The sequence below is a fragment of the Levilactobacillus brevis ATCC 14869 = DSM 20054 genome (assembly GCF_001433855.1).
GTDB classification, from domain to species: Bacteria; Bacillota; Bacilli; order Lactobacillales; family Lactobacillaceae; genus Levilactobacillus; species Levilactobacillus brevis.
This window is the reverse complement of sequence record NZ_AZCP01000003.1, coordinates 390,927-410,903: the sequence shown is the minus strand read 5'-3', so window position 1 is coordinate 410,903 and position 19,977 is coordinate 390,927. Positions and strand designations below refer to the sequence as shown.

Sequence of the window (19,977 nt, the reverse complement as noted above, 5' to 3'; positions counted from 1 at the left end):
AATTTTGAATTAACGTGCGGTAAAACCGCTTACGTTTTTACCCAGCGAAAAGTTCCGCCTACAACATGGCACTAAAGACCAAGTCGCATAGGAACAAAACGCCCAGTAAGTAAACCGGCCAGGTCAGGTCTTTCCCCTTCCCTAACGCGAGTTTCATAATTGGGTAGCACACAAAACCAAAGGCTAACCCAGTGGAAATACTATTGGTAAATGGAATCAGCACAATAATCAAGAAGGCTGGAAACCATTCGGAAAAATCGGCCATCTTGATGTTACCGATGGCTGCCATCATTAACGCCCCCGTAATAACAATCACAGGTGCAATGGCAGCAGACGGCACGTAGGCCAAGAGGGGCACAAAGATCAGCGACAAGGCGAACAACACGGCGGCGGTTAGTGCCATAATCCCCGTGCGGCCACCACTTTCGATACCAGAAGCACTTTCGGCTGCTGCTACCGTTGGACTAGTCCCCAAGAAACTGGATAGGAAGGTCGTCACCGAACTTCCCTCAAAAGTCTTCTTAAACTTCTTTTGGTTCGGCAATAAGCCTTGTAAAAGGCCCATCGACTCAAATACCAAAATCATAGTCATTGAGAAGGCTGCCAGAATAAATGGCGTACTCAGCAAATGGGAAAAATCGTTTTGAAAAGCGATCTTGTGATACTGTCCCAGTCGCGCTAAGTCGACACTCGGCGTATCACTATCCTTCACGCCAAGGAAAAATGCCAACAAACTGGTGGCAATAATGGCAATGAAGAAGTTCCCTTTAACCTTGCGAATGTACAAGATTAAGCTGAGCACTAGTCCAAACAAGGCCAACAACGGAGTGGGTTTGGTCAAATCGCCTAAGACGATTAGTGACGACTTGCCAGCCACAATTAAGCCAGCCTTTTCGAGACCGATCTCAACCAAAAACAACCCAATTCCAGCGGTAATTCCGCTCTTCAGCGACTCTGGAATTGCCTCCGATAAAATTGTCGACACCTTCGTAAAGGCAATCAGCATATAGACAAAACTGGCCACGGCTGCAATACCCAACGCTTCTTGCCAACTGAGTCCCATGTTCACCACAATGGTGTAGGTAAAGAAGGCGTTAACCCCCATCCCTGGCGTCAGAATGATCGGTGCATTGGCCCAAAAAGCCATGATCAGACACCCAATCACTGAAGAAAAGATGGTCGCAAATACACTCAAATCAGTTGGAATCCCCGCATCTTTCAGAATCAACGGGTTAACAATAATGATGTATGAGATGGCGAAGAAGCCAGTTACCCCAGCAATCAGTTCGTTGCGGACGACATCCTTATGCCGCAAAGCTTCTCTTAGCGTCAACTTATTGGCTAAGTCCACTTGCGATTGTTGCTTATCCATAAAAATCCCTATCTTTCGGTGTATCATCAATCGATACACAGACTTCACGGGCTTTGCAACCGGACGCTTTCACCCGTTCGGCTGGGTTTCACTTCCGCGCAGGAAGGTCGGCACCCGTACGGACTGACCGGTTTCCCGTCAGTCTCTCACTAGTTTAGCATACAACCAATCACTTGCCAGATGCTTACATTAACTATGCCTAGTGACACGGATAGCCCAGGAACAACGCCCCTGGGCTACCGTTAGTCTCATGCTAACATGAGGCGATTATTTTTACCAAACAAACAAGCCAACGATTCCGGCTGATAGCAAGGAAACCAGGATCCCGGAAAGGAGCATGTAGCCAACGTTCTTAGAAATAAGTTCGTTGTTTTCACGATCGACGATACCCTTGAAACAACCGATAATCATCCCAGTTGTTGAGAAGTTAGCGAATGAAGTCAAGAAGACCGTCAAGATTGCCCGGTAGTGGGCAGAGAAAGCACCGGTGTTAATGGTAGATGAAATCTTACCCATAACAACGAATTCGTTCGTAACTAACTTAGTCCCCATGTATTGGGCAAAGCCGAAAGCGTCGTGGACGTTCAGACCCATTAACCAAGCAAATGGGAACATGATGATCCCTAAGATGTGTTCCAAAGATAACCATGGGTTGAAGAGTGCCAAAATCTTATCGATCAACGCAGCTAAAGCAACGAAGGCGATAACGTTGGCAGCAATGATTAAGATCAAACGGCCGGCACCCAAGATGGAGTCACCCAAGAATGAGAAGAATGGTTCTTTCTTACCATCGTCTTCAACTTCGCCTTCTTCAGCAGCAACGGTACTAGAACCACCGATTTTAGCAATAGTGTCTTCTTCAGGTGTCACTTCTACTGGGTTCAACATGTTGGTAACGATAATGGCGTTCAAGATGTTAATTGGAACGGCCGTCAAAACAAATTGACCAGGAACCATTTGCGTATAAGCCCCTAAAATCGAAGCCGTGATACATGACATGGACATCATAGCCAGCGTTAAGTTACGTTCCTTACGCATGCTCTTCAATTGTAATTGAGAAACGGCCAAAGCTTCCGTGTTCCCTAAGAACATCATTTCAACAGAGAAGAATGATTCAAACTTAGGTTGCCCGGTAATGAAGGAAAGGCCACGACCAACCCATTTGATGATCCAAGGTAAGATCCCGATGTAAGTCAGGATATCAAACATTGGCACAACTAACAGGATTGGAAGAAGAGAACTTGTAATAAAGTTCATGGACTTCGCCGTCCCACCAAATTCTGGGGTTACCCAGTTTGGTAAGGCGAACACGATTCCTTGGTAAGCCACTTGGACTAACCAGTTGAATCCATCAGCGGCACCCTTAACGATGTCTTGTCCAATGGAGAAGCTGGTAAAGAACCAAGCCAAAATCAAGTTAATAACTAAGACAATTCCAGTTGATTTCCAGTTGATCATCTTCTTATTCTTAGAGAATAAGAAAGCGATTGCGAGGTAAACAATTACCCCTAAAACATTGACTGCGACTAGCATTGGTCAAAATACCTCTTTCCGATATTATTCTTTGATGTATGGCCACTTGCCATACAAAAGTTGACACGATGTGGCTGCAGAAATTATGTATCGCATAACTTCTGTTACGAACGAACGATTATCGATCTACTTGTTTGGAATTTCAACGACAACCAACGGTAAATGGTGAATTTAAACGGTAAATAATATCTGATGAAACTATCCGTTGTCTCTCGCTGACCTTTGCAACCCCAAGCCAGTATCTCAATCTTGATGCCCCCTCACCTCCCTTCAAGGCTCGTTCAAGTTCCTATTGTGTAATCTCATTTAAAAAGCTATGTCCGGCAGCATGACCTGCCAAACCGAAGTTCTCAAGGACGGTCGCACCAACGTCCGCTAATGTCCGCCGAATGCCTAAGGCGTGCCCAACTGGCCGCGATGGCGAATAAGCTAATAACGGTAAATATTCGCGTGTTGGCGTTGCACTAACAGTCGGATCATCAGCATGTGTGGCCGTCACGATCAAAAGATCGTTGGCTCCCAAGTCATGTTGAACCTGGGCCAGATAATGATCGGCACTAGTCAACGCCTCAGCAAATGCATGAACATCTTGCTGCTCACCCGCAAAGCGGAAGTCTGGGAGCACCACATAAGCCAAGCCGGACGCTGGTTGATACAAACGATCATATAAAATCCGGAAAGCATCCTGATTACTACCAACTTGGAAACGTTGAGCTGCGCTTTGCGTTTGCAGATAACTCAGGAATGGTCCCGCTAAACTCACGGCATACCCCGCCGCTGGTAGGCTAGCAAACACGGTCTCTGTCCGGTTCTCACCGGTAAAGTCCCACATCTCGCGTAATCCAGTAGCTCGTCGGTTGTCTTGTGCTTGAACGTGCAAGCGTCCATAGAAGCCACTGGGCTGGTCAATTGGCTCAACCCCCGGAATAGGATGGTCAACCCGAATATTACCAAGCCCAAGTTGCTGTAATGTTGGAAGATTTAGTTTATCTGGCCAACCAACTGCCACATGCCCCAGTGTATCGGCGCCAACTGATTGAAAGCGGTTCGCATCAGGCGCTTCGCCCAATCCGACTCCCGCAAAATCAACCACGAAAATGCGATGAAATGCCACCGTTGCTCACTCCTTCGATAAACATTTAGGTAAAAATCCCCCAAGTATTTTTCGGTCTAGTAATAATATACCTTTTCCCAGCCGCCCTGTAAATGGTCGATTTAAGGGAAACGTAAAAAGTCTATTTCCGAACATTATCACCCTGAACCACCTGTAGGGGCCGGCCCATTCAGAACATCTTTGAACATTCTGTTTTCTTGCTAAAAGGATTTACTTTCGACAAATATCCTAATTTCAAAGAACAACGACGTGGCAGAAGACCACTAAGTTAGGTAAGTTTCTAACAAACCACCCAACCGATTATGTACCAACTAAAACAGCTAAAGCTGAGTTATGCCGAACAACAAGAGTAGTCGCGACATAAAAACAGACTTCAAGTTGAGTTGCGAATAACTTGAAGTCTGCTAACTCGCGGAAAGGCGGTTGTGAGTCGTGCAAAATTCCCGTTTCGTTTTCTTGCTAATTCTTAATCGCCTCATAACTAGAACATTTCTCTCGCTGAGCTGCCACAACCACTACATTCATTCACTGACAATTTCTGGCTGCCGTTTTCAGCGTGTTACTTGTAAATCTTAATTCCCTCATTACATCTAACCGGCCACATTTTAACGATTCTTCTTGAAATCCTCATATGGTCTTGCCGACGCAACATCCGAACTCTAGTTAACTGCCTGGAACTGTTTCAAGTCTATCAACACTTGCTTACAAGAAGCATGATGTTTCAAACACTATTCAATTGTAAAACTGAAAATCTGATTCTGTTACCTAGAACTACCAGAGCTCGTTAGAAGGTTTATCGGAGTTGTCATCTATCTGTCTTTCAGAATCTTAAACTTGCTGGTAAATCTGACTTACGTGCAAAACGGAAATCAGTTGTTACAAACACTTACATCTAATACTAACTCATGGAACTCGGTCACAACCTTTATGACCTTTCCGCACTATTATAATAACACTGGCTGTAAGCGTTTGCAACCAAAATACACCAAATTATGTTCTAAATTTGACCGGTTTTCATTGGTCATAAAATCATTGGTCATAAAAATACCGCCGACAGGCTAACTGTCGACGGCATTTGACGATATATGAATCAATTCCAGGCAAATCCATGGTTCTTGTTTGGAGGAAAAGTTTCACAGAATGAGCTCAGTAAATTGATTCCAAAGGTAATAAAAGCCTGAACACAGGTCGTGTGGAGTCTACTCAACACACACGTTAGTTATACCGCGAAATCTCTTACATTGCACTCTTTTTGAACCCTTAATTTAAAAAACTATGGCTGAATGCCGACAACTCGGCGTTTAGTACCAAGCTGGCTTGTCACCATCCGTATTTGGTTTATTAACGCCTAGCGATGCACGTACTGATTCAGCCGGATCAGTGACTAGCTTTGCCACTAATGCCGCAATACTCTTCCGTGAGACTTCCGTTCCCTTGAACGGTTCTCCCTTTTGAGTTGTCTCGTAGCTGACCTCGTCATGGTTCGTCAACCATGCTGGCCGGATAATGGTATAGGCTAAATCACTGGCTTCGATTACCTTCGCCGCTGCTGCATAGGTTTCCAAGTAGCCACCATCTAGCATTTGGTGATTCCACTTGCCATAGTTGCCCGGAACTTCATCATAAATGCCCAGCGTTGAGATCCAAATCAAGCGTTGTACGTGACTAGCCTGCATGGCAGTGACCACCGCTTGCGCCTCGTCTTCAATGTTCCGACCAGCTAAGTTTGCGTACACAACATCAATATCAGCCATCGCCGCTGTCAAATCAGCAACTTGACTAGCATCACCTTCCACGACCTTCACTCGGGGACCGGCAGCCCCTGCCAGCCGTTGCGCCTTACGCAAGAACAAGGTAAGTTGATTGTCAGGATTATTTAATAGTTGCACCGTAGCTAGCTTCGCAATCTTCCCGTTAGCCCCTAATACTAAAACGTTTGTCATCACAAGCACCTCTTCGTTTTAAATGAACACCTATACTGTAACTCCTATAATTACATTTATCAAGTTAAACCACTTTTGACGCTCATTTCAGCACCCGATATCTGGGAACACAAAAAGAGCCTGAGACTTTTGTCCCAGACTCCCGTAATTTCAACCTATTTCCCGGACTAGATCAGCATCAGGGTTACGCCGGCAATGGGTGTTAAGCTGTCACCTAAGTCACCAAAAACCAATTCCTGCTTAAAGACTGGTTGATCCAGTTCTGTCAGGTTCGTTTTTTCAATGTTTAGATGATAACGGCCGTGCCGGTCTCGCTTTAATTCGTAATTAACGAATTCCTGTTCTGGGGCGTAGTTCGTGAAATGGACGGCGTAATGTCCGAGCTGGTGGGATACGACCAGCCGAATCCCGTTTTCATCTCTAAAGATATGCAAAATTGTTCACTCCTATATTGATTAGAACTGCCACCGACGCACTGATGATAAACAAAAAGGAAGAGTCGCCAGCGCGCCTCTTCCTCGATATCGGCATTTGCTCAATCAAAGGGTCCGAAACTCCGCCGCGACTAAGACAACCACAGGGAAGACCCCCAATGATTAACCCTCATGCGCACAGTGATGTTAGCCTGGCCACCCGTAATGGGCAGTATCACCAGAATTATTCCTCTATGTACCCTGATTGTACCATACTTATCTTGAAAAGATTAGTGGCGGGTAAAAGTCCTAAGAAATTTGTTATTTTCTCCATTGGCCCTTGTCACTACCACAATAAACATGTTTCAATAATTAATAACAACTCAATTAATCATTAAAACGCGTATGGAGGGCATGGACATGGCAAACACTAAAAACAGTCAAGCGGCAAAGATTCGCCAGCAAATTATCACTTGGCTACAAGATGAACACGAAACCGAGGCCGTCTCGGCAGAAAAATTTCCAGGGATTCGCGGAATTCGGGCGGTCAAGTTACGCCAGATGTTAGGTGAATTAGGCTTCGCCACAACCGTCGTCATGGGGGCCGTCTCAGCCGCGCCTTCAATTGATCATCGTATTAAGAAAGCTGCGTTAAAACCGCGCGAAGTCTATTATTACTTCGATGCCAGCACGGCAACACCCGAAAAAATACAGCCAGTGTCAACGACACCGATCACCACAACCGGTGCCCCGACTGTTACGTCGACCTTCACCTCAACCGGAATCACTGCCATTCCCGCTTTTGCCGTATTGCAACAAACTAGTCAGTCCTTGAACCAACAAATTGACGACCTCCTCATTGCTGCTCAGCAACAGCGTCCCCTGCGCGATCTAGACATTAATTTTCTTACGGAATTTGCCACTCAAGTCACCAAGCAAAACGAATTATTACAGAATTTTGCGACGCAATCTAAGATTGATCAGCTGCGACACAACTAGTTTACTTACTCACTTATTAAACCAGACCCACAATCTTTTACACAGATACAATATTTTTAGTGGAAACTTCTTGACATTTCGGCCCATGACCTTTACTCTGTTATAAATTACTTTTATGGGGGACGATCGCCAATGGCATTACACGAAAATAATCGGGTCTTTTGTAAGAAGACCGAACTCTTCTCTGACTCATTTTACGGAACCATTACTAAGATCTACGAACATGCGGCCTTGGTTAAGGTTGAACCTAACCAACTCGCTAAGAAGGAAACCGATAAGATTGACTCTTTCGGCGACCTGGTTATTATTCGCTTGAGTGAACTGCAATTAGTTGACGAGGCGGGTAATCCACTCAAAGAACCAGCAGAAGAATTAGAAGCCGCTGAATAAGCGTAAAACTTGTTATTAATCTCAAAAAGGGCCCTCAAGAATTTAACCAATTCTTGGGGGTCCTCTTTGTCTGTCGCTAATAACGGTTCATCACAGCTATTTCGTTATTTCAAGATCGTATTGACCTGCTTCATTAACTCCGGTAACTCAACTTCTAGGGCACCGTTAACGTGTTCTTCAACCCGTCGCCCCTGAGTCGTGATCTGAAAGACGTGATAGCGCCGATCTGTCGGCAAGGTTTCATCCTTAATGAATCCACCATTTAATAACCGACTGATTTGAATTGATACCATGGATTGACCTACGTTTAACCGCCGGGATAACTCACTGGTACTAATCTTTTCAGCAACCAGTTCATGTAAAATCCGGTACTGTTCAAACGTAATGGTATCGCCAACACTTGGCCGTTTGATGAAGGGCCGTAAGAGCGAATTCAGCTGGTGAATCCGTTCAACGTCCACCGCTAATTTTTTCGCTTCCATCATGATTCTCTTCCTCCTCGTGACATCTCAACGGCCTATGCTCCGTCAAGGCGTCTAACATAGTCCTCGTGCGAATTAGTTCGTTCTGGGTTGAAAAGGTTAATCCCTAACGCACTTACAATATTCATACTAACATATATTTACGACTATATTATAAACAAATTATATATCGGGCGAATTTAATATTATTTTGTTAATTTTTTGACTTCTCCCATAGCTACCAACCCCCGTCAATACTGTGACGACACCCATTCGTCATCTAAATGTCGTGGGTGCCAATCTCCCCGATAAATTTCGGTGACCAGTTGTTTAACGACTTCATCCGGTAGCGAATAGCCTGCCTTACGTAAAACACCGCTAACCAACCGCCAGTCTCGATAATGCCGAAAGGCCAATGGCTCCTGATTAAACGGCCGGTAGACGTTCGAGACGGGCTGGTACTGATGCGTCGCGTATGCTTGGTTTGCCTGCTGAAATACTAAAATCTGATGTGCTTCGGCGATCTTCTTACGCAAACGCGATACCGTATCGCGAATAATCATCGTCATTCCATTTGTTAACAGCAAACTCACTTGATGCTGGCGAGTGGTCGGATTCATGTGGCTCACACTCCAACAGCCAACCCAACTGGTCTGATTGCCATCGGCCGGTCGCTCCGTAGAGACTAACATGATTCGCCCCATCACGTAGGGCAATGGTCCGCTCAATTCTAGATAATCCACCATGGCCCGCATGTCTAGCCACTGCACGAGGCTCGTCTCGACTACTTGATTGATTAGTGCTCGGGGCGACTGACGCGTTCGATAAAAACCACCTTGCTCCGTCCAAACTACGGTATCGGCAATAGCTTTACGTCGTCGACAATTCTTAATAAAAATGACCGCCGACCAATCAATGTCTAGTTGATTCGTTGGCACCAGCCGTTCGACATCTTGTGGCTGTAATTTGGTGAAATCAACGGTATTCGTTGCGACTACTTGTTGACGATACGTCGCCGTTAATCCGTTCAAACATGCGGTTGACATCCCCTCACCCTCATTCAGTTACCGTCTTCCCCTCTTTGATTCGGCTATAGATTCTCACAAAACACGAATTATAGCAAGAAGGACGTATCACCTAATTAATTCACCGATCGCTTTATTTGCGCAACAAATTCGCAATGAAATCATGTTGACCAAATATGATTTGCAGGTTTATATACGAATGATTTTTTTATTTATTTATTTATAATTCGTATATTCTCATAATATTTTCACGTCTATCCCATAATCGCTTGCTATAATGGGCCAAAATGGCTAGGAGGCCTTTTATGCAGACACCCCCACACAGTTTAGGTACCATCCTTAAAGCTTTGCGCCATATTTTGGCCGCCGATGCCACGCCAGAAGCCGTCTTAAAGGACATTGACGTGCCAGTTTGGTACCTTTTAGAACTCGAAGCTGACCATATTACCGTAGCTGACGGTGATACGCTGACCTTAATTTGTTCTTGTTATAAACTAACCGTCGATCAGTTGTTAATGTTGTCCGCCGCTGCGGACCTACCCGAAGCAATTGTGCATATGACCATCCAGCAATATCGAACGTATGAGGTACCTAACGACTTGCCAGATCAGCCCTGGCCGGACAGCACCCAGGTCACACCGTTGATTACGAACTCCGACCCGTTAGCCAAGCACACCTATGCAGACGTCTTACACTGCGTCCGCACCCAGGTTGAGGATCAGTCAGTCACCGCAGTCAGTGCACTGTTGAATGTTTCCCCGATGGCTTACTGGCAAATGGAAGCCGGTCAGCTTCCCGTACCGTTCTGGCTGCAACGGAAGATTGCCTTTCGCCTGCACCTGAGAAATCTCACCACCTTAACCCGCGCAACGGATATTCTCACAACTATCTGTCAGCATCTGGACATTGCGCCTGAGGGGCTGCCTACAGAACTGCGATTGCCTTAGAGCAAATAAAAAAGCGCCCAAATTGGGCGCTTTTTAGCTTATCCACTTATTAGTTAGCGTAATTATGCCAACCGGCTTAGCATGGGATAAAGTAGCCGCTATCGAAGGCAGAACAAAAGTACATGTACACCTTTCTATACCACTTAGTTCAGTTGCTCCCCAAGTAAAAAACGATACTAGCTAAAGAAACGACGATCATTCACCACGGAACTTCCTTGAGTAATCTCGTTCTTCACACGGGTAAGGTCAATTCGACGTTCATTTTTACCAATTCGAATTCGGTAATTATCACCGTCTCTAATAACTTGCCGAGACTGTGTCCGAGACAGCGTTCCACGACCCACTCGCTGAATAATCAAGTTGTATATCTGCTGTGGGTCCTGTGTTTTAAGAGTCTCATCTTCACTGGCTACCAAATACAGAAGATGCTTTAACCATCGCTCGCCACCGATAAGTTGCTTAGAAGCCTTTGTATTTCCCATTCGTTTAGTTTCTTTAACCTCAATCTGGAAAATACCATTATCGATAATAGTACAGTCGTTATCCTTACCAGCAGCTCGTTTCCCGCCATTTAGGTACTTCGCTTGTGCCTTTACATCTTCAAGCCGAAAGGCAACTGCATGTGCCGATTTCACACGAAATTCTAGTTTAAATTGATAATTCTCTTCATTAATTTCCTGTATCACCCGTTGGGCCCGCGAACCAGAGACAAACAGCTGTGACACAATGGCTCGTGTAAATGCTTGATAATACTGATCATTCATCGGTCGGCCCCGCATTTTCCTCGTCCAATTGATCTAGTAGATCATAATAACGCGTATTAATCTTGTCAGTCGTTTCATCAAAGTTGGTAAATGCGGCCTCATCGGTTAAATCTTCCAGCCGCCGAACACTATTATTGGTGAATTCATAAATCGAAACATCAGCGGTCGTTCCGATGTGCTTTTCTTTATCCGCGACCTTAGACGCCAAGATATCGTTAATGAGCGCTTTAATAAAATAATCACTGTGGGTGGAAACGACCACGCGCGTATTTCCCTTAGTGAGTTGGTAGAGTAAATCGGCCATCATCGTTTGCCGTGTGGGATGAAGATTCATCTCAGGCTCATCAATGAGCAACCAGCTAAATGTGTCATGATGCTTCACAAAGGTTTCAATCCCCAGTAAAGATTTCAACGATGATGAGACGAGGTTGAAGCTAATTTCCTGTGTCGTGTCTTCCGGTAGACGATATCGAATCTGATTCAAGTCCTCGCTGTAGAAGAAATGTCCCGGAATTAGCTTACTGAGAAGTTCCTGCTCATCGGCCGACGTTTGTTGATCATAGTTGCGGTCCAAAGACGTTAAGGAATTATTCAAAAATTTAATGTAATCTTCAATTGGATATGGGTAACGCTCATTCATCGCTGGCCTGCTAGTTAGTGCTTCAACTGGATTAGAAAAGCTCTCATTCACCACTTGATTATTTAGTCTGGTCCTAAAGACATTAATGCCGATTCTCTCAGCCGGCAGATAAATATTTTCTGCCAAGTTATCTGCGAAGAAACATGTAATACTTTGATTAAGCCTTTTTATAATATTTTCTTCTGCAGATAATTCTAACTTACGGTTTTCACTCAACTGTTCAGTCCGCGTGATAACAATATTTTTCTGAGTTGCATCTTTTTCCACCGTGATAGCGTACTGCTTTATCTGATCGGTGGCATCGTCGGATTCACGACCTGCATAGCTAAATAATATTTTACTAAGCTTACTTGATAGTTCATTTGAAAAGTCATCCTTATCAATTGTAATTTGCGTTTTATGAGGTACGTATACCGCTTCGTCCCTAAAGAAGTTGCTGAAGTAGCTACTAGACTCATTCAGGCGATTAAATGATTCAATAACATTGGTTACGACACTGGTTGCTGTCTCGGCAATCGGTAGGGTAAGTTTACCATTGGTTACCAAATCAGAAAAATCAGCCGTTGCAATCACATCTGCACTAAATGTCCGCAACCAGTTGCGAAATGCAAAGACACTATAGGCTGCCAAAGTTTTTCCGGTACCGTTATTACCAATAAACACAGTTAATTTATTCAAGTTAATGGTAGCATCTGAAATTGGCCCTAAATTCTGAATTCTCATAGGCTTCCTCCTCACTCACTATTCGTCTTACGTCATTTCTACCAGTTGCTAACAGCTTATTGCTGAGTTCTTACCTTACGAATCCCATTTGATACACCATTGGATTCTCAACAAGATAAGGTAAAGGAATAGTAACCTGAATTTATTATTTCATTGGGCCTTAAAATGCTCCCTGCTTAATAACTCCCAAAAGTTAATTGTATCAACTCCAAAGTAGTCTGCTACAAATGTAAATTTATAGCATTATTTTCCGATCAACTATTAAATCCCATGTTATTTACATCCATTACGATCGTCAGATCATACTTTAGAATATATCAGATAAGACCGTTTTTCTGACAATTAACCACACGATCGAATACGTTATTATCCTTGAAGAAGTACCTGAGCTTCTCTCCCAAATTGCCAAGCTTTCCATCCCCAACATAACAACTATTCAACTTTTAAAAAACTCTCAACAGATGAAGAGGACAGAGCATGTGACAAAAATAAATATTCATTCGCCTGTTTGTGCTTTCCAGCTGTATAATTCAATCCGTATTGAAAGTGCTCAAATTCTCGATATAAGTTTAAAATGTAAGGGTCAACATCATAAGTCAATATCCACTTCTTATCTTCCATCTTCTCAATAATAGACTGTGACAGTAGATTATGATCTACAGGTGTATAAAAATTTCGATAGAGCTTATAACCTTTGTTAAAATATGGAGGATCAAAAAAGGTCAAGGAATTTTTTGTTTGTGAAATTGATTTTTTTATCAGATCTATAGCATCTAAGTTATGAATTGTCACCCTCGATGAAAATTTGCTTATTCGATCTATTTTCTTCATCAAGGAATGCTTATTAAATCGACAATCAATCAAATACTTAGATTTTTGTTCAAATCCACCTATGGGTCCCCCAGTTATAATTCCTGATCTATTAGTTCTATTCAGAAAAAAAGCGGCAAATCCTTTTTCAAGTGGACTACTACTTGCCTTGCGATAAATCTCGCGTTGCCTATACCATTCATTAATGTTAACTGGAACTCGTTCAATCAAATCTATAAGCTCTGCCGTATTATTAAATGCAGCATTCCAAAAATTAAATATTCCACTGTCAATATCATTAATAATAATACGATCAACATCATTATTCACTAGAAGTTTCAACGGAATGGCAGCTCCGCCTGCATACGGTTCTACGTATGTTGATATATTATTTATCTCTACTAAATGTTTAACATAAGGATATAGGTTATTTTTTCCACCCGGATACCTTAATGGACTTAAATTATGTTCCATAGATTCTTCTCCATAACTACTTTTCTTTATTCTAACAGGAGGTCAAATGACTTCTCTAAGAAAAGCTTATACTTAGAGTATATGCCAATTAAGCTATGTGTTGTTATCCTACCATCACCACTATGAAGAAAACCATTCAATGCATTCAAATCATCATCAATTTTGCTAATATTTTTTGATTCTTCTCGCGTAAGTAATCTTCTTTCACATAATTCGTTTTTCAACGTCGATATTCTCGCTATGAGGGTATCTCCACTTGACTTCCTACCAATTTTACTTAGAGTACTTCTGACCGTAACCTCAAGTAATGGTCGGCAAAGGGCCGAACATATAAGCAAATTTTCTTCATTACTTACATCTTTTCTGACGTCAATACTGTTCAAGATAAGTCTCAATTTTTCAAAGTTAGCAGATTCGCCCAAAAGAAGATTCTTGTTTAGGAACCAGTCATCATCATAAATAATATCCGAAGTTTCAACCTTGCTCTTCTTATTATCTTTTATCTCAACAAAAAAATTTCCTTCCCAATTATTATATTGAGCAACAACTTGAAATGTCCCTTCACTGCTTTGGGGTAATACCTTATGCTCAGAAAATAAAATTGGTGCTCTTGGATTAAACGACTTAACTTTAATCTTATCATACTCGGAACTACTCGAAGATATAATATTACTTTCCGCATCGAAAAGCTGAATATCCTTGTCTAACACTAAATCAAATGGCAATTGTTTTTTACTAAGCTTAACGATATCTTGAGGAATAATAAGTTTATAATCCTTTATATCTTGATCTGAATTTTTGTCCTGATGATTGCTAGATTTATCATCTTTACTTTTATCAGTTCTCTCCTCTTCACTTGTGCCACTATCGTTCGCAGATGTTTCGGTATCCTTTTCTTGTAGATCATCCCTATCGCTATCTTCATCTAGTTCTCTTGGTTTTTGAAACTCACTTATTTTATTTCTCAATGGGAGCGCTATATTCGTTGATAAAAACTCATTCCATTTGCTTCTGGTACCAACAACACGTGTATCTATTACTGAAGTTCCCTTATCATCCTTAATGCACCAAGAAAATTCGCCAATAATGAGTAAGATTTCCTGATACGTAGTCCAAAGTTTATCTGGTACATTCATGCGAAGGTACTCATCTCTTACCAAGCTCAAATCTTTTTTTAAATATGACAAGACGCGTCCACTAATAACTTCAGTGCTCAGTTCAGGCATAGCTGCCAGATCTGGATATTTTCTTTTTGTTTCGTCATATACAGACTCTAAAAATTTAAACTCCGCGATAGTATTTCTGATTTTAGTAGCCGATTCCGGCGTAGTTTGTTTAATTTCTTCTATTGCTTCCTCTGAAGATAATTTTCTACGCCCATTTCCAATTAGATTATTAAACGTATTATTATAGAAGGCCATCTTACTAGAAGGAGACCACTTTTCTATCCCAGAAATATGCTTAGAAGCAATCTTATTATTCGCGTTTTCTCTGTTGCTCACAACATCGCATTTAATTATCAATGGTGTTGTCAACGCCAAAGAACTCTTTCCAATACGTTTTCGTTGCCCTTGAGTTAAATTCTTATTAGTTGAAGTAATTGCCTTCAAAGCCGCAACACGGCGGTTTCCTTCTAAAACAGTATATCCGGACTTATCTTGTAGTACAATAATTCTTTCGCCCAATTCTAAAAAGCCTTTATCTAACATCTCATCAATCAACGATGATAACTTTTCATATCTGAATAGATAATTGATAATTTCAGTCTCATTTTTAAAATTATACGCAGAGAACCTAGGATTCTGTTTATCAAGTTTTAGTCGTTTTAAGTCAATAGATTCAATATTGAAAGTATCCATCACATATTTCCTTTCTATTATTGTCCATATTTATTATATTATATAAGAAATATTGTCCTTATGTAAAATAATTATGACTATTCGTCAGTGGCCATTGACGAATACTTATACGAAACTTTGTTAACTTTCAAATAGAGTTCCCTTTGTTTACTCTGATTTTAAATTTCAATTAAATACGAAAAATAAAGCTTTTCCAGTTAACGACATTCATATGCTGTTCACTTAAAAAAATCCCGAGATCCACCAATATTTTTTTAACTCCTATCACCGCTTCATCACCAACGTCTTATTCGCCGTCACATACTGCCCATTCGTCAACACAAGGCGAGTCGTCAGGTGATACGATTCCAGTCGCTTCACTTTCAAAACCATTCCTCGCTTATAGTGCCGCATCTTGCCAGTTAACTTAACCCGGCGGTAGGCGTTAACCCCTTGGGCATTAATAACCCGAATTCGCCGCGGATTTTGCTTGTAGTACGTATTCGTCACGTACTGTGGCTGGGTTGTGATGTAGCCAGTCAGGCCAGCCGTTCGACTATGATGATTCACATCGCGGACCCGATATCGCGGCCGTCCGCCCCTAGATGTGGCATACCCCGTCACGACAAATTGGGGGCGTTTTTCACGTAACTGCCGAGGATAAAACACCCGCCGATTCTTCGCCGTAAAGGTTGCCTGACGATACAAACCGAGTTTCTGTATTCCGGATACCGCCTGCCCTTTTTTCACCACATAACTCGGCTTGGTCACGTTATCTGGCTTCGAAGGTGTTACTGGCCGGGAGGTCTCTGTCGATGAGACCGCGGGGCGGCTCTCATGAACCAGTGGCACGTCAACCGCCGTATTAAAGGCCGTCACGATCGATCCCCCGTTCCGATAATCACCTTTAATCGTAATTGATTGCTGGTCACTACCAATATTGGTCAGCGTAAGTCTATCAGGGTAATTCTTAACCATATCCGGTAGCTTAAAGTGAAAACGGTCGGCCAATGAGCGTAAGTACATCTTGCTGGAAGCAACTGATGGCGGCACATTCACTTTACGCCAACCCGTATTGGTCACTAAATAACGTCCGGCATAGGCCATATAATTACGCGCAAAGCGGTCAAAATCACTTTGGTGCCAGCTACTCATAGACGCCGCCTCACTCAAATCTGGCGACTCTTCGGGAAACGTATGGTTCAGCTCCTCTTTCTTCAGCGCTGTACCATAACTAATCGGATCATACATCTGCCGCGCAAGGTCACTGTCCATTGCCCAATAGGTGTGATTTACCGGATTATCGCTATCTTGCCAATCAACTGGAATCGTACTGGTTGGCGACCCCAGCGTCATCATCTGTTGGAAGTCATCAACGGCGACCGTTGCCGTATTGCCCACTACTTTAATTGGTGCCCCGGGTCCTTCATAGGTTATATGACCGTTCGTTTGACCAGCACCAAAGAAGCCATAAAAACCATATCCTTCTGGGTAGTTATTATCATTCACAACAATATTTGATAACCGCGAAAAATCAGAAATATGGTTATATTCAAAGTTTCCCTGAATACGGGTTATGTGGTGTTCACGCATATAATCGAGAAATCCTTCAAACGTCGATTGGGTAATTCCGCAGTTAGAAAAGTTAATTGAACTCCCCGTTTCGAACTGTTGATAATAAATCAGGGCCTTCCTATCAAATCCATCACCCTGATTCGAGATAATGGCAACATCCCTGGCTATTAGCTTGACTCCTGTCCAATCATGGACTTTCTCTGGAATATTCATATATAGCAAAGCATCGCCCGCCCGCGCCATTGCCGCTTGATAATTAGAATCCAGCGTAACCCCCTGACCCGCGGGTGAATAAACGTAGTAATTATAACTATCAACAAAATGACTTGCTATTACTGGATCGGGAAGTACTTCCCTAATCGGACGGTCGGGGTCAACATCGGCTGTAATTTGCCGTTCGAATTCTTGGTCAGTTAGTGTGGTATTTGTTGGTATTTTCGTATGTGTTGAATCAGCTCCTACCGTCATCGGGAAAAGAAGTAGCATTACCAGCCCCCCAATTAGCACACATACACATCTAATCTTCCAGATACCCCTCTGCTTATATTCCATCATCTTTTCCTTTCCGATTATGCATCAATTACCCCATAAGAAACCTTTATAATATAAATTATATTTAACAAATATACCAATGTTTACTCCTAATTAAAGATTATACAATAAAAACCGACTTTATCCCAGACACTTTTCTCACTATCATACTCAAAAAACACCCTGACTAACCTAGCGTCATGGTGTTTTTAAAGTACCGCAGCAATCTTCACCGCTATTTAAGGAAATTTACTTCAACATTCCCTTAGTCGAAACGGACTTTGTGTGAACTCCAGAAAAGTTATGTGTAAATGCTACGTAAGTCGTTATTTTCTTATCCATTCGGCCGCCCCAACCCAAATCTCGCATGTAAAGAACATGATACTTCTTTCCATGTAGCTTATAGTTTCCGGGTTTAATTACTAAGATACCATCAGTCCCACTCCACATCATACCGTACCAGCCATTATGTTGCTTTTCAACAACTATATCCTTCATTTCATTATTCCCAAGCTTTTTAACCAGTTTAGATTTAGTTGTGTCTGTATATCCACCATTTTTAGTAACTTCTTTGACACTGTGCTTATTAAACGAATATGTATTTTTATTTTCATTATCCATATTAAAATGCCAGGTTCCCCGGAGCACAGTTGGCATTGAAGTCACCACTTTACTAGCTTGAGCCGTTGGCGTTATTGATCCAATGGTCACCATTCCCACCAAACACAACGTTGCCTTAATAAATTTATGCCACATTATTATTCTGCCATTTTGACTTAATTAGTAGGTCCACATTTGAGAGTACCACGCATTCAATTTTATTCAAGGCGTTAATTGTATTCTGAATTATGTAAATCCCAGTAATTTTTCTTTGTTTCCTTGCCCAAGTGCACAAAAGAACCCCATCCACAATGTGAACGGGGTTTCTTTATCTTACCGATCAAGGAATCAATCGCTACTAAATTTAAACTTACTAGTTGTTCGTGTGGTAGCCAGTCGTACCTGAAACTACAGGCGCACTCATTGGTGAGTTACCAGTCTTTTCACTAGCTACATAGAAAGCCTTAGTAGTTGTGCCATAAGTACCTGGTAAGGCACTAACTAACGTGTATTCCGTGTAGTACTTGTCTGAACTACCAGTGGTCTTAGTATAGGTAGGTGTGTACAATACGTTTAGCTTCGAAGTCGTCAAGTAAGCTACCAGATCACCAGCAGTAAAGCTAGCATCCTTGGTACCATCGAATGTAGCACTAACTGTTGGGAATACAACCGTATCCTTAGAAGCCGGTGTATTTGTCTCGTTTTTATACACAGATAGCACTGTTGCCTTTTGTGATAAATCTGCACTATTTGTCGTTGCATAGAAAGTAATTGGCGTATCAACCACTTCATTCTTAGTAACGATCAATGTAATCGTATCACCCGTTTTGGCATTTGTTAAAGCAGATACATTGCTAGAATCGGCACTAGCATACTTATATCCAGTACCAGTTAGAACCGTCTTACCCCAAGCATCATTTGCTTGCTTCTTTGCCGAATCGCCAACAGCTGTACCTGTTACCGTTGAAGTCGTACCGCCATTAGCATCTAATTTAGATAAGATTGCTGTCTTAATAACCACACCATCAGCATTCTTCAAGTTAACCTTAACATCTGTCTTATCATTAAAGTTATCCGTTGTTGGCTTAGTGGTCGTCAGACCTTTAGCGTAAACCCAGCCATTAACTTCGGGATGAGCAGCATCCGTAACGTAGTAATACAATGAGCCTTCACGCGTCTTCCGTGCAGCATCCGTAACCACTAAAGCATCATTAGCATACGTTGTCGTATCCTTAACAACCTTAGAAGCCTTGTATTGCGTGTTGTTAGGCGCCGTCCAAGATACATTGCTCTTGCCTGGCGTCTTGAAGTACATCGTTGTATTACTTGGCATAGTAGCGGACTTAGTCGTTGCTGCCTTCTTAATGCCACCAGCAAAAGCCTTTACACTCCGGCCACCATAAACATAGCCACGGTACTTGCCGTCCATTGAAACCATCTTGTAGTAAACAGTTCCACGAGTCGTCTTAGCAACCCGGTAAGCACGGAAGTAGTCGGCAGACTTCTTGGAGTTCGCCATCTTCTTCATCGTGGTCTTAGAAGCGACCAGCTTGGCACCCTTAACAGTCCCTGGCTTGCTGTATAAAGCATTCGTACCAGTTGCTTCAACGTTCCGACTTTCAGCGGCCGTCTTTAAAGTAACATCAGATGTCACCTTCGTCTTAGAAGCGGCATTAGCGGTCGTGCTAACAACCGTAACCGTACCTAAGCTCAAAACGGCTAAGCCAAGATACAGTGAATTTTTTAAACTCTTTTGCATGTGTGTCTCCTCCGATGAAACAGAATTAGTCACGATTTAGTAACTCCTATTAGTATACCAGCAAAT

General features: G+C 42.5%; 17 protein-coding genes. 3 read left to right on the top strand and 14 right to left on the bottom strand.

The genetic code is table 11. From position 1 onward, the window contains the following. Positions 1–58: 58 nt before the first annotated feature. From FC61_RS07740 to FC61_RS07720, 5 genes are all read right to left on the bottom strand, one after another. On the bottom strand, positions 59–1,372 hold the full coding sequence (locus FC61_RS07740) for an NCS2 family permease (protein WP_011668849.1): 1,314 nt from the start codon (positions 1,370–1,372) through the stop codon (positions 59–61). Between the two features lie 273 nt (positions 1,373–1,645). Beyond that, the gene (locus tag FC61_RS07735; RefSeq protein ID WP_021741820.1) at positions 1,646–2,905 is read right to left on the bottom strand and encodes a NupC/NupG family nucleoside CNT transporter; all 1,260 of its coding nucleotides are present in this window, start codon (positions 2,903–2,905) and stop codon (positions 1,646–1,648) included. Between the two features lie 289 nt (positions 2,906–3,194). After that, complete coding sequence (locus FC61_RS07730; RefSeq protein WP_021741821.1) at positions 3,195–4,019, bottom strand: alkaline phosphatase family protein; 825 nt, start codon at positions 4,017–4,019, stop codon at positions 3,195–3,197. A 1,301-nt stretch (positions 4,020–5,320) separates the two neighbouring features. Further along, positions 5,321–5,962, bottom strand: coding sequence for an SDR family oxidoreductase (locus tag FC61_RS07725; RefSeq protein WP_021741822.1), 642 nt, complete (start codon positions 5,960–5,962; stop codon positions 5,321–5,323). A 167-nt stretch (positions 5,963–6,129) separates the two neighbouring features. Continuing rightward, positions 6,130–6,396: a hypothetical protein gene (locus FC61_RS07720; RefSeq protein WP_011668854.1), complete on the bottom strand. Its 267-nt coding sequence runs from the start codon at positions 6,394–6,396 to the stop codon at positions 6,130–6,132. A 399-nt stretch (positions 6,397–6,795) separates the two neighbouring features. Here FC61_RS07720 and FC61_RS07715 point away from each other — a divergent pair, with 399 nt between their 5' ends. Further along, the gene (locus FC61_RS07715) at positions 6,796–7,374 is read left to right on the top strand and encodes a hypothetical protein (protein ID WP_024526280.1); all 579 of its coding nucleotides are present in this window, start codon (positions 6,796–6,798) and stop codon (positions 7,372–7,374) included. A gap of 132 nt (positions 7,375–7,506) precedes the next feature. Further along, positions 7,507–7,764, top strand: coding sequence for a hypothetical protein (locus FC61_RS07710; RefSeq protein WP_021741824.1), 258 nt, complete (start codon positions 7,507–7,509; stop codon positions 7,762–7,764). Positions 7,765–7,868: 104 nt separating this feature from the next. Here FC61_RS07710 and FC61_RS07705 read toward each other — a convergent pair whose 3' ends face one another. Together FC61_RS07705 and FC61_RS07700 are read right to left on the bottom strand one after the other, a co-directional pair. Next, the gene (locus FC61_RS07705; protein ID WP_011668857.1) at positions 7,869–8,249 is read right to left on the bottom strand and encodes a MarR family winged helix-turn-helix transcriptional regulator; all 381 of its coding nucleotides are present in this window, start codon (positions 8,247–8,249) and stop codon (positions 7,869–7,871) included. Positions 8,250–8,476: 227 nt separating this feature from the next. Beyond that, positions 8,477–9,271 (bottom strand): hypothetical protein, encoded by a 795-nt coding sequence (locus FC61_RS07700; protein WP_021741825.1) that lies wholly within the window; start codon positions 9,269–9,271, stop codon positions 8,477–8,479. A 284-nt stretch (positions 9,272–9,555) separates the two neighbouring features. Between FC61_RS07700 and FC61_RS07695 the strand changes: the two genes are divergently transcribed. Beyond that, the gene (locus FC61_RS07695) at positions 9,556–10,197 is read left to right on the top strand and encodes a hypothetical protein (RefSeq protein WP_233995615.1); all 642 of its coding nucleotides are present in this window, start codon (positions 9,556–9,558) and stop codon (positions 10,195–10,197) included. A gap of 176 nt (positions 10,198–10,373) precedes the next feature. On the opposite strand, the gene FC61_RS07690 is transcribed toward FC61_RS07695, so the two are convergent. The 7 genes from FC61_RS07690 to FC61_RS07660 form a co-directional block, all read right to left on the bottom strand. After that, complete coding sequence (locus FC61_RS07690; RefSeq protein WP_021741827.1) at positions 10,374–10,961, bottom strand: hypothetical protein; 588 nt, start codon at positions 10,959–10,961, stop codon at positions 10,374–10,376. Then, positions 10,954–12,324: an AAA family ATPase gene (locus tag FC61_RS07685; protein WP_021741828.1), complete on the bottom strand. Its 1,371-nt coding sequence runs from the start codon at positions 12,322–12,324 to the stop codon at positions 10,954–10,956. Before FC61_RS07685 ends, FC61_RS07690 begins: the two co-directional genes overlap by 8 nt. A 432-nt stretch (positions 12,325–12,756) precedes the next feature. Next, on the bottom strand, positions 12,757–13,608 hold the full coding sequence (locus tag FC61_RS07680; protein ID WP_021741829.1) for a DNA adenine methylase: 852 nt from the start codon (positions 13,606–13,608) through the stop codon (positions 12,757–12,759). A 26-nt stretch (positions 13,609–13,634) separates the two neighbouring features. Then, positions 13,635–15,467: a hypothetical protein gene (locus tag FC61_RS07675; protein ID WP_021741830.1), complete on the bottom strand. Its 1,833-nt coding sequence runs from the start codon at positions 15,465–15,467 to the stop codon at positions 13,635–13,637. A 264-nt stretch (positions 15,468–15,731) separates the two neighbouring features. Then, positions 15,732–17,507, bottom strand: coding sequence for a DUF5776 domain-containing protein (locus FC61_RS07670; RefSeq protein ID WP_042516712.1), 1,776 nt, complete (start codon positions 17,505–17,507; stop codon positions 15,732–15,734). 294 nt (positions 17,508–17,801) lie between these two features. Continuing rightward, positions 17,802–18,308: a hypothetical protein gene (locus FC61_RS07665; protein WP_021742352.1), complete on the bottom strand. Its 507-nt coding sequence runs from the start codon at positions 18,306–18,308 to the stop codon at positions 17,802–17,804. A gap of 217 nt (positions 18,309–18,525) precedes the next feature. Next, entirely contained in the window at positions 18,526–19,911 is a 1,386-nt protein-coding gene (locus tag FC61_RS07660) for a hypothetical protein (RefSeq protein ID WP_021742353.1), read from the bottom strand. Positions 19,912–19,977 lie beyond the last annotated feature (66 nt).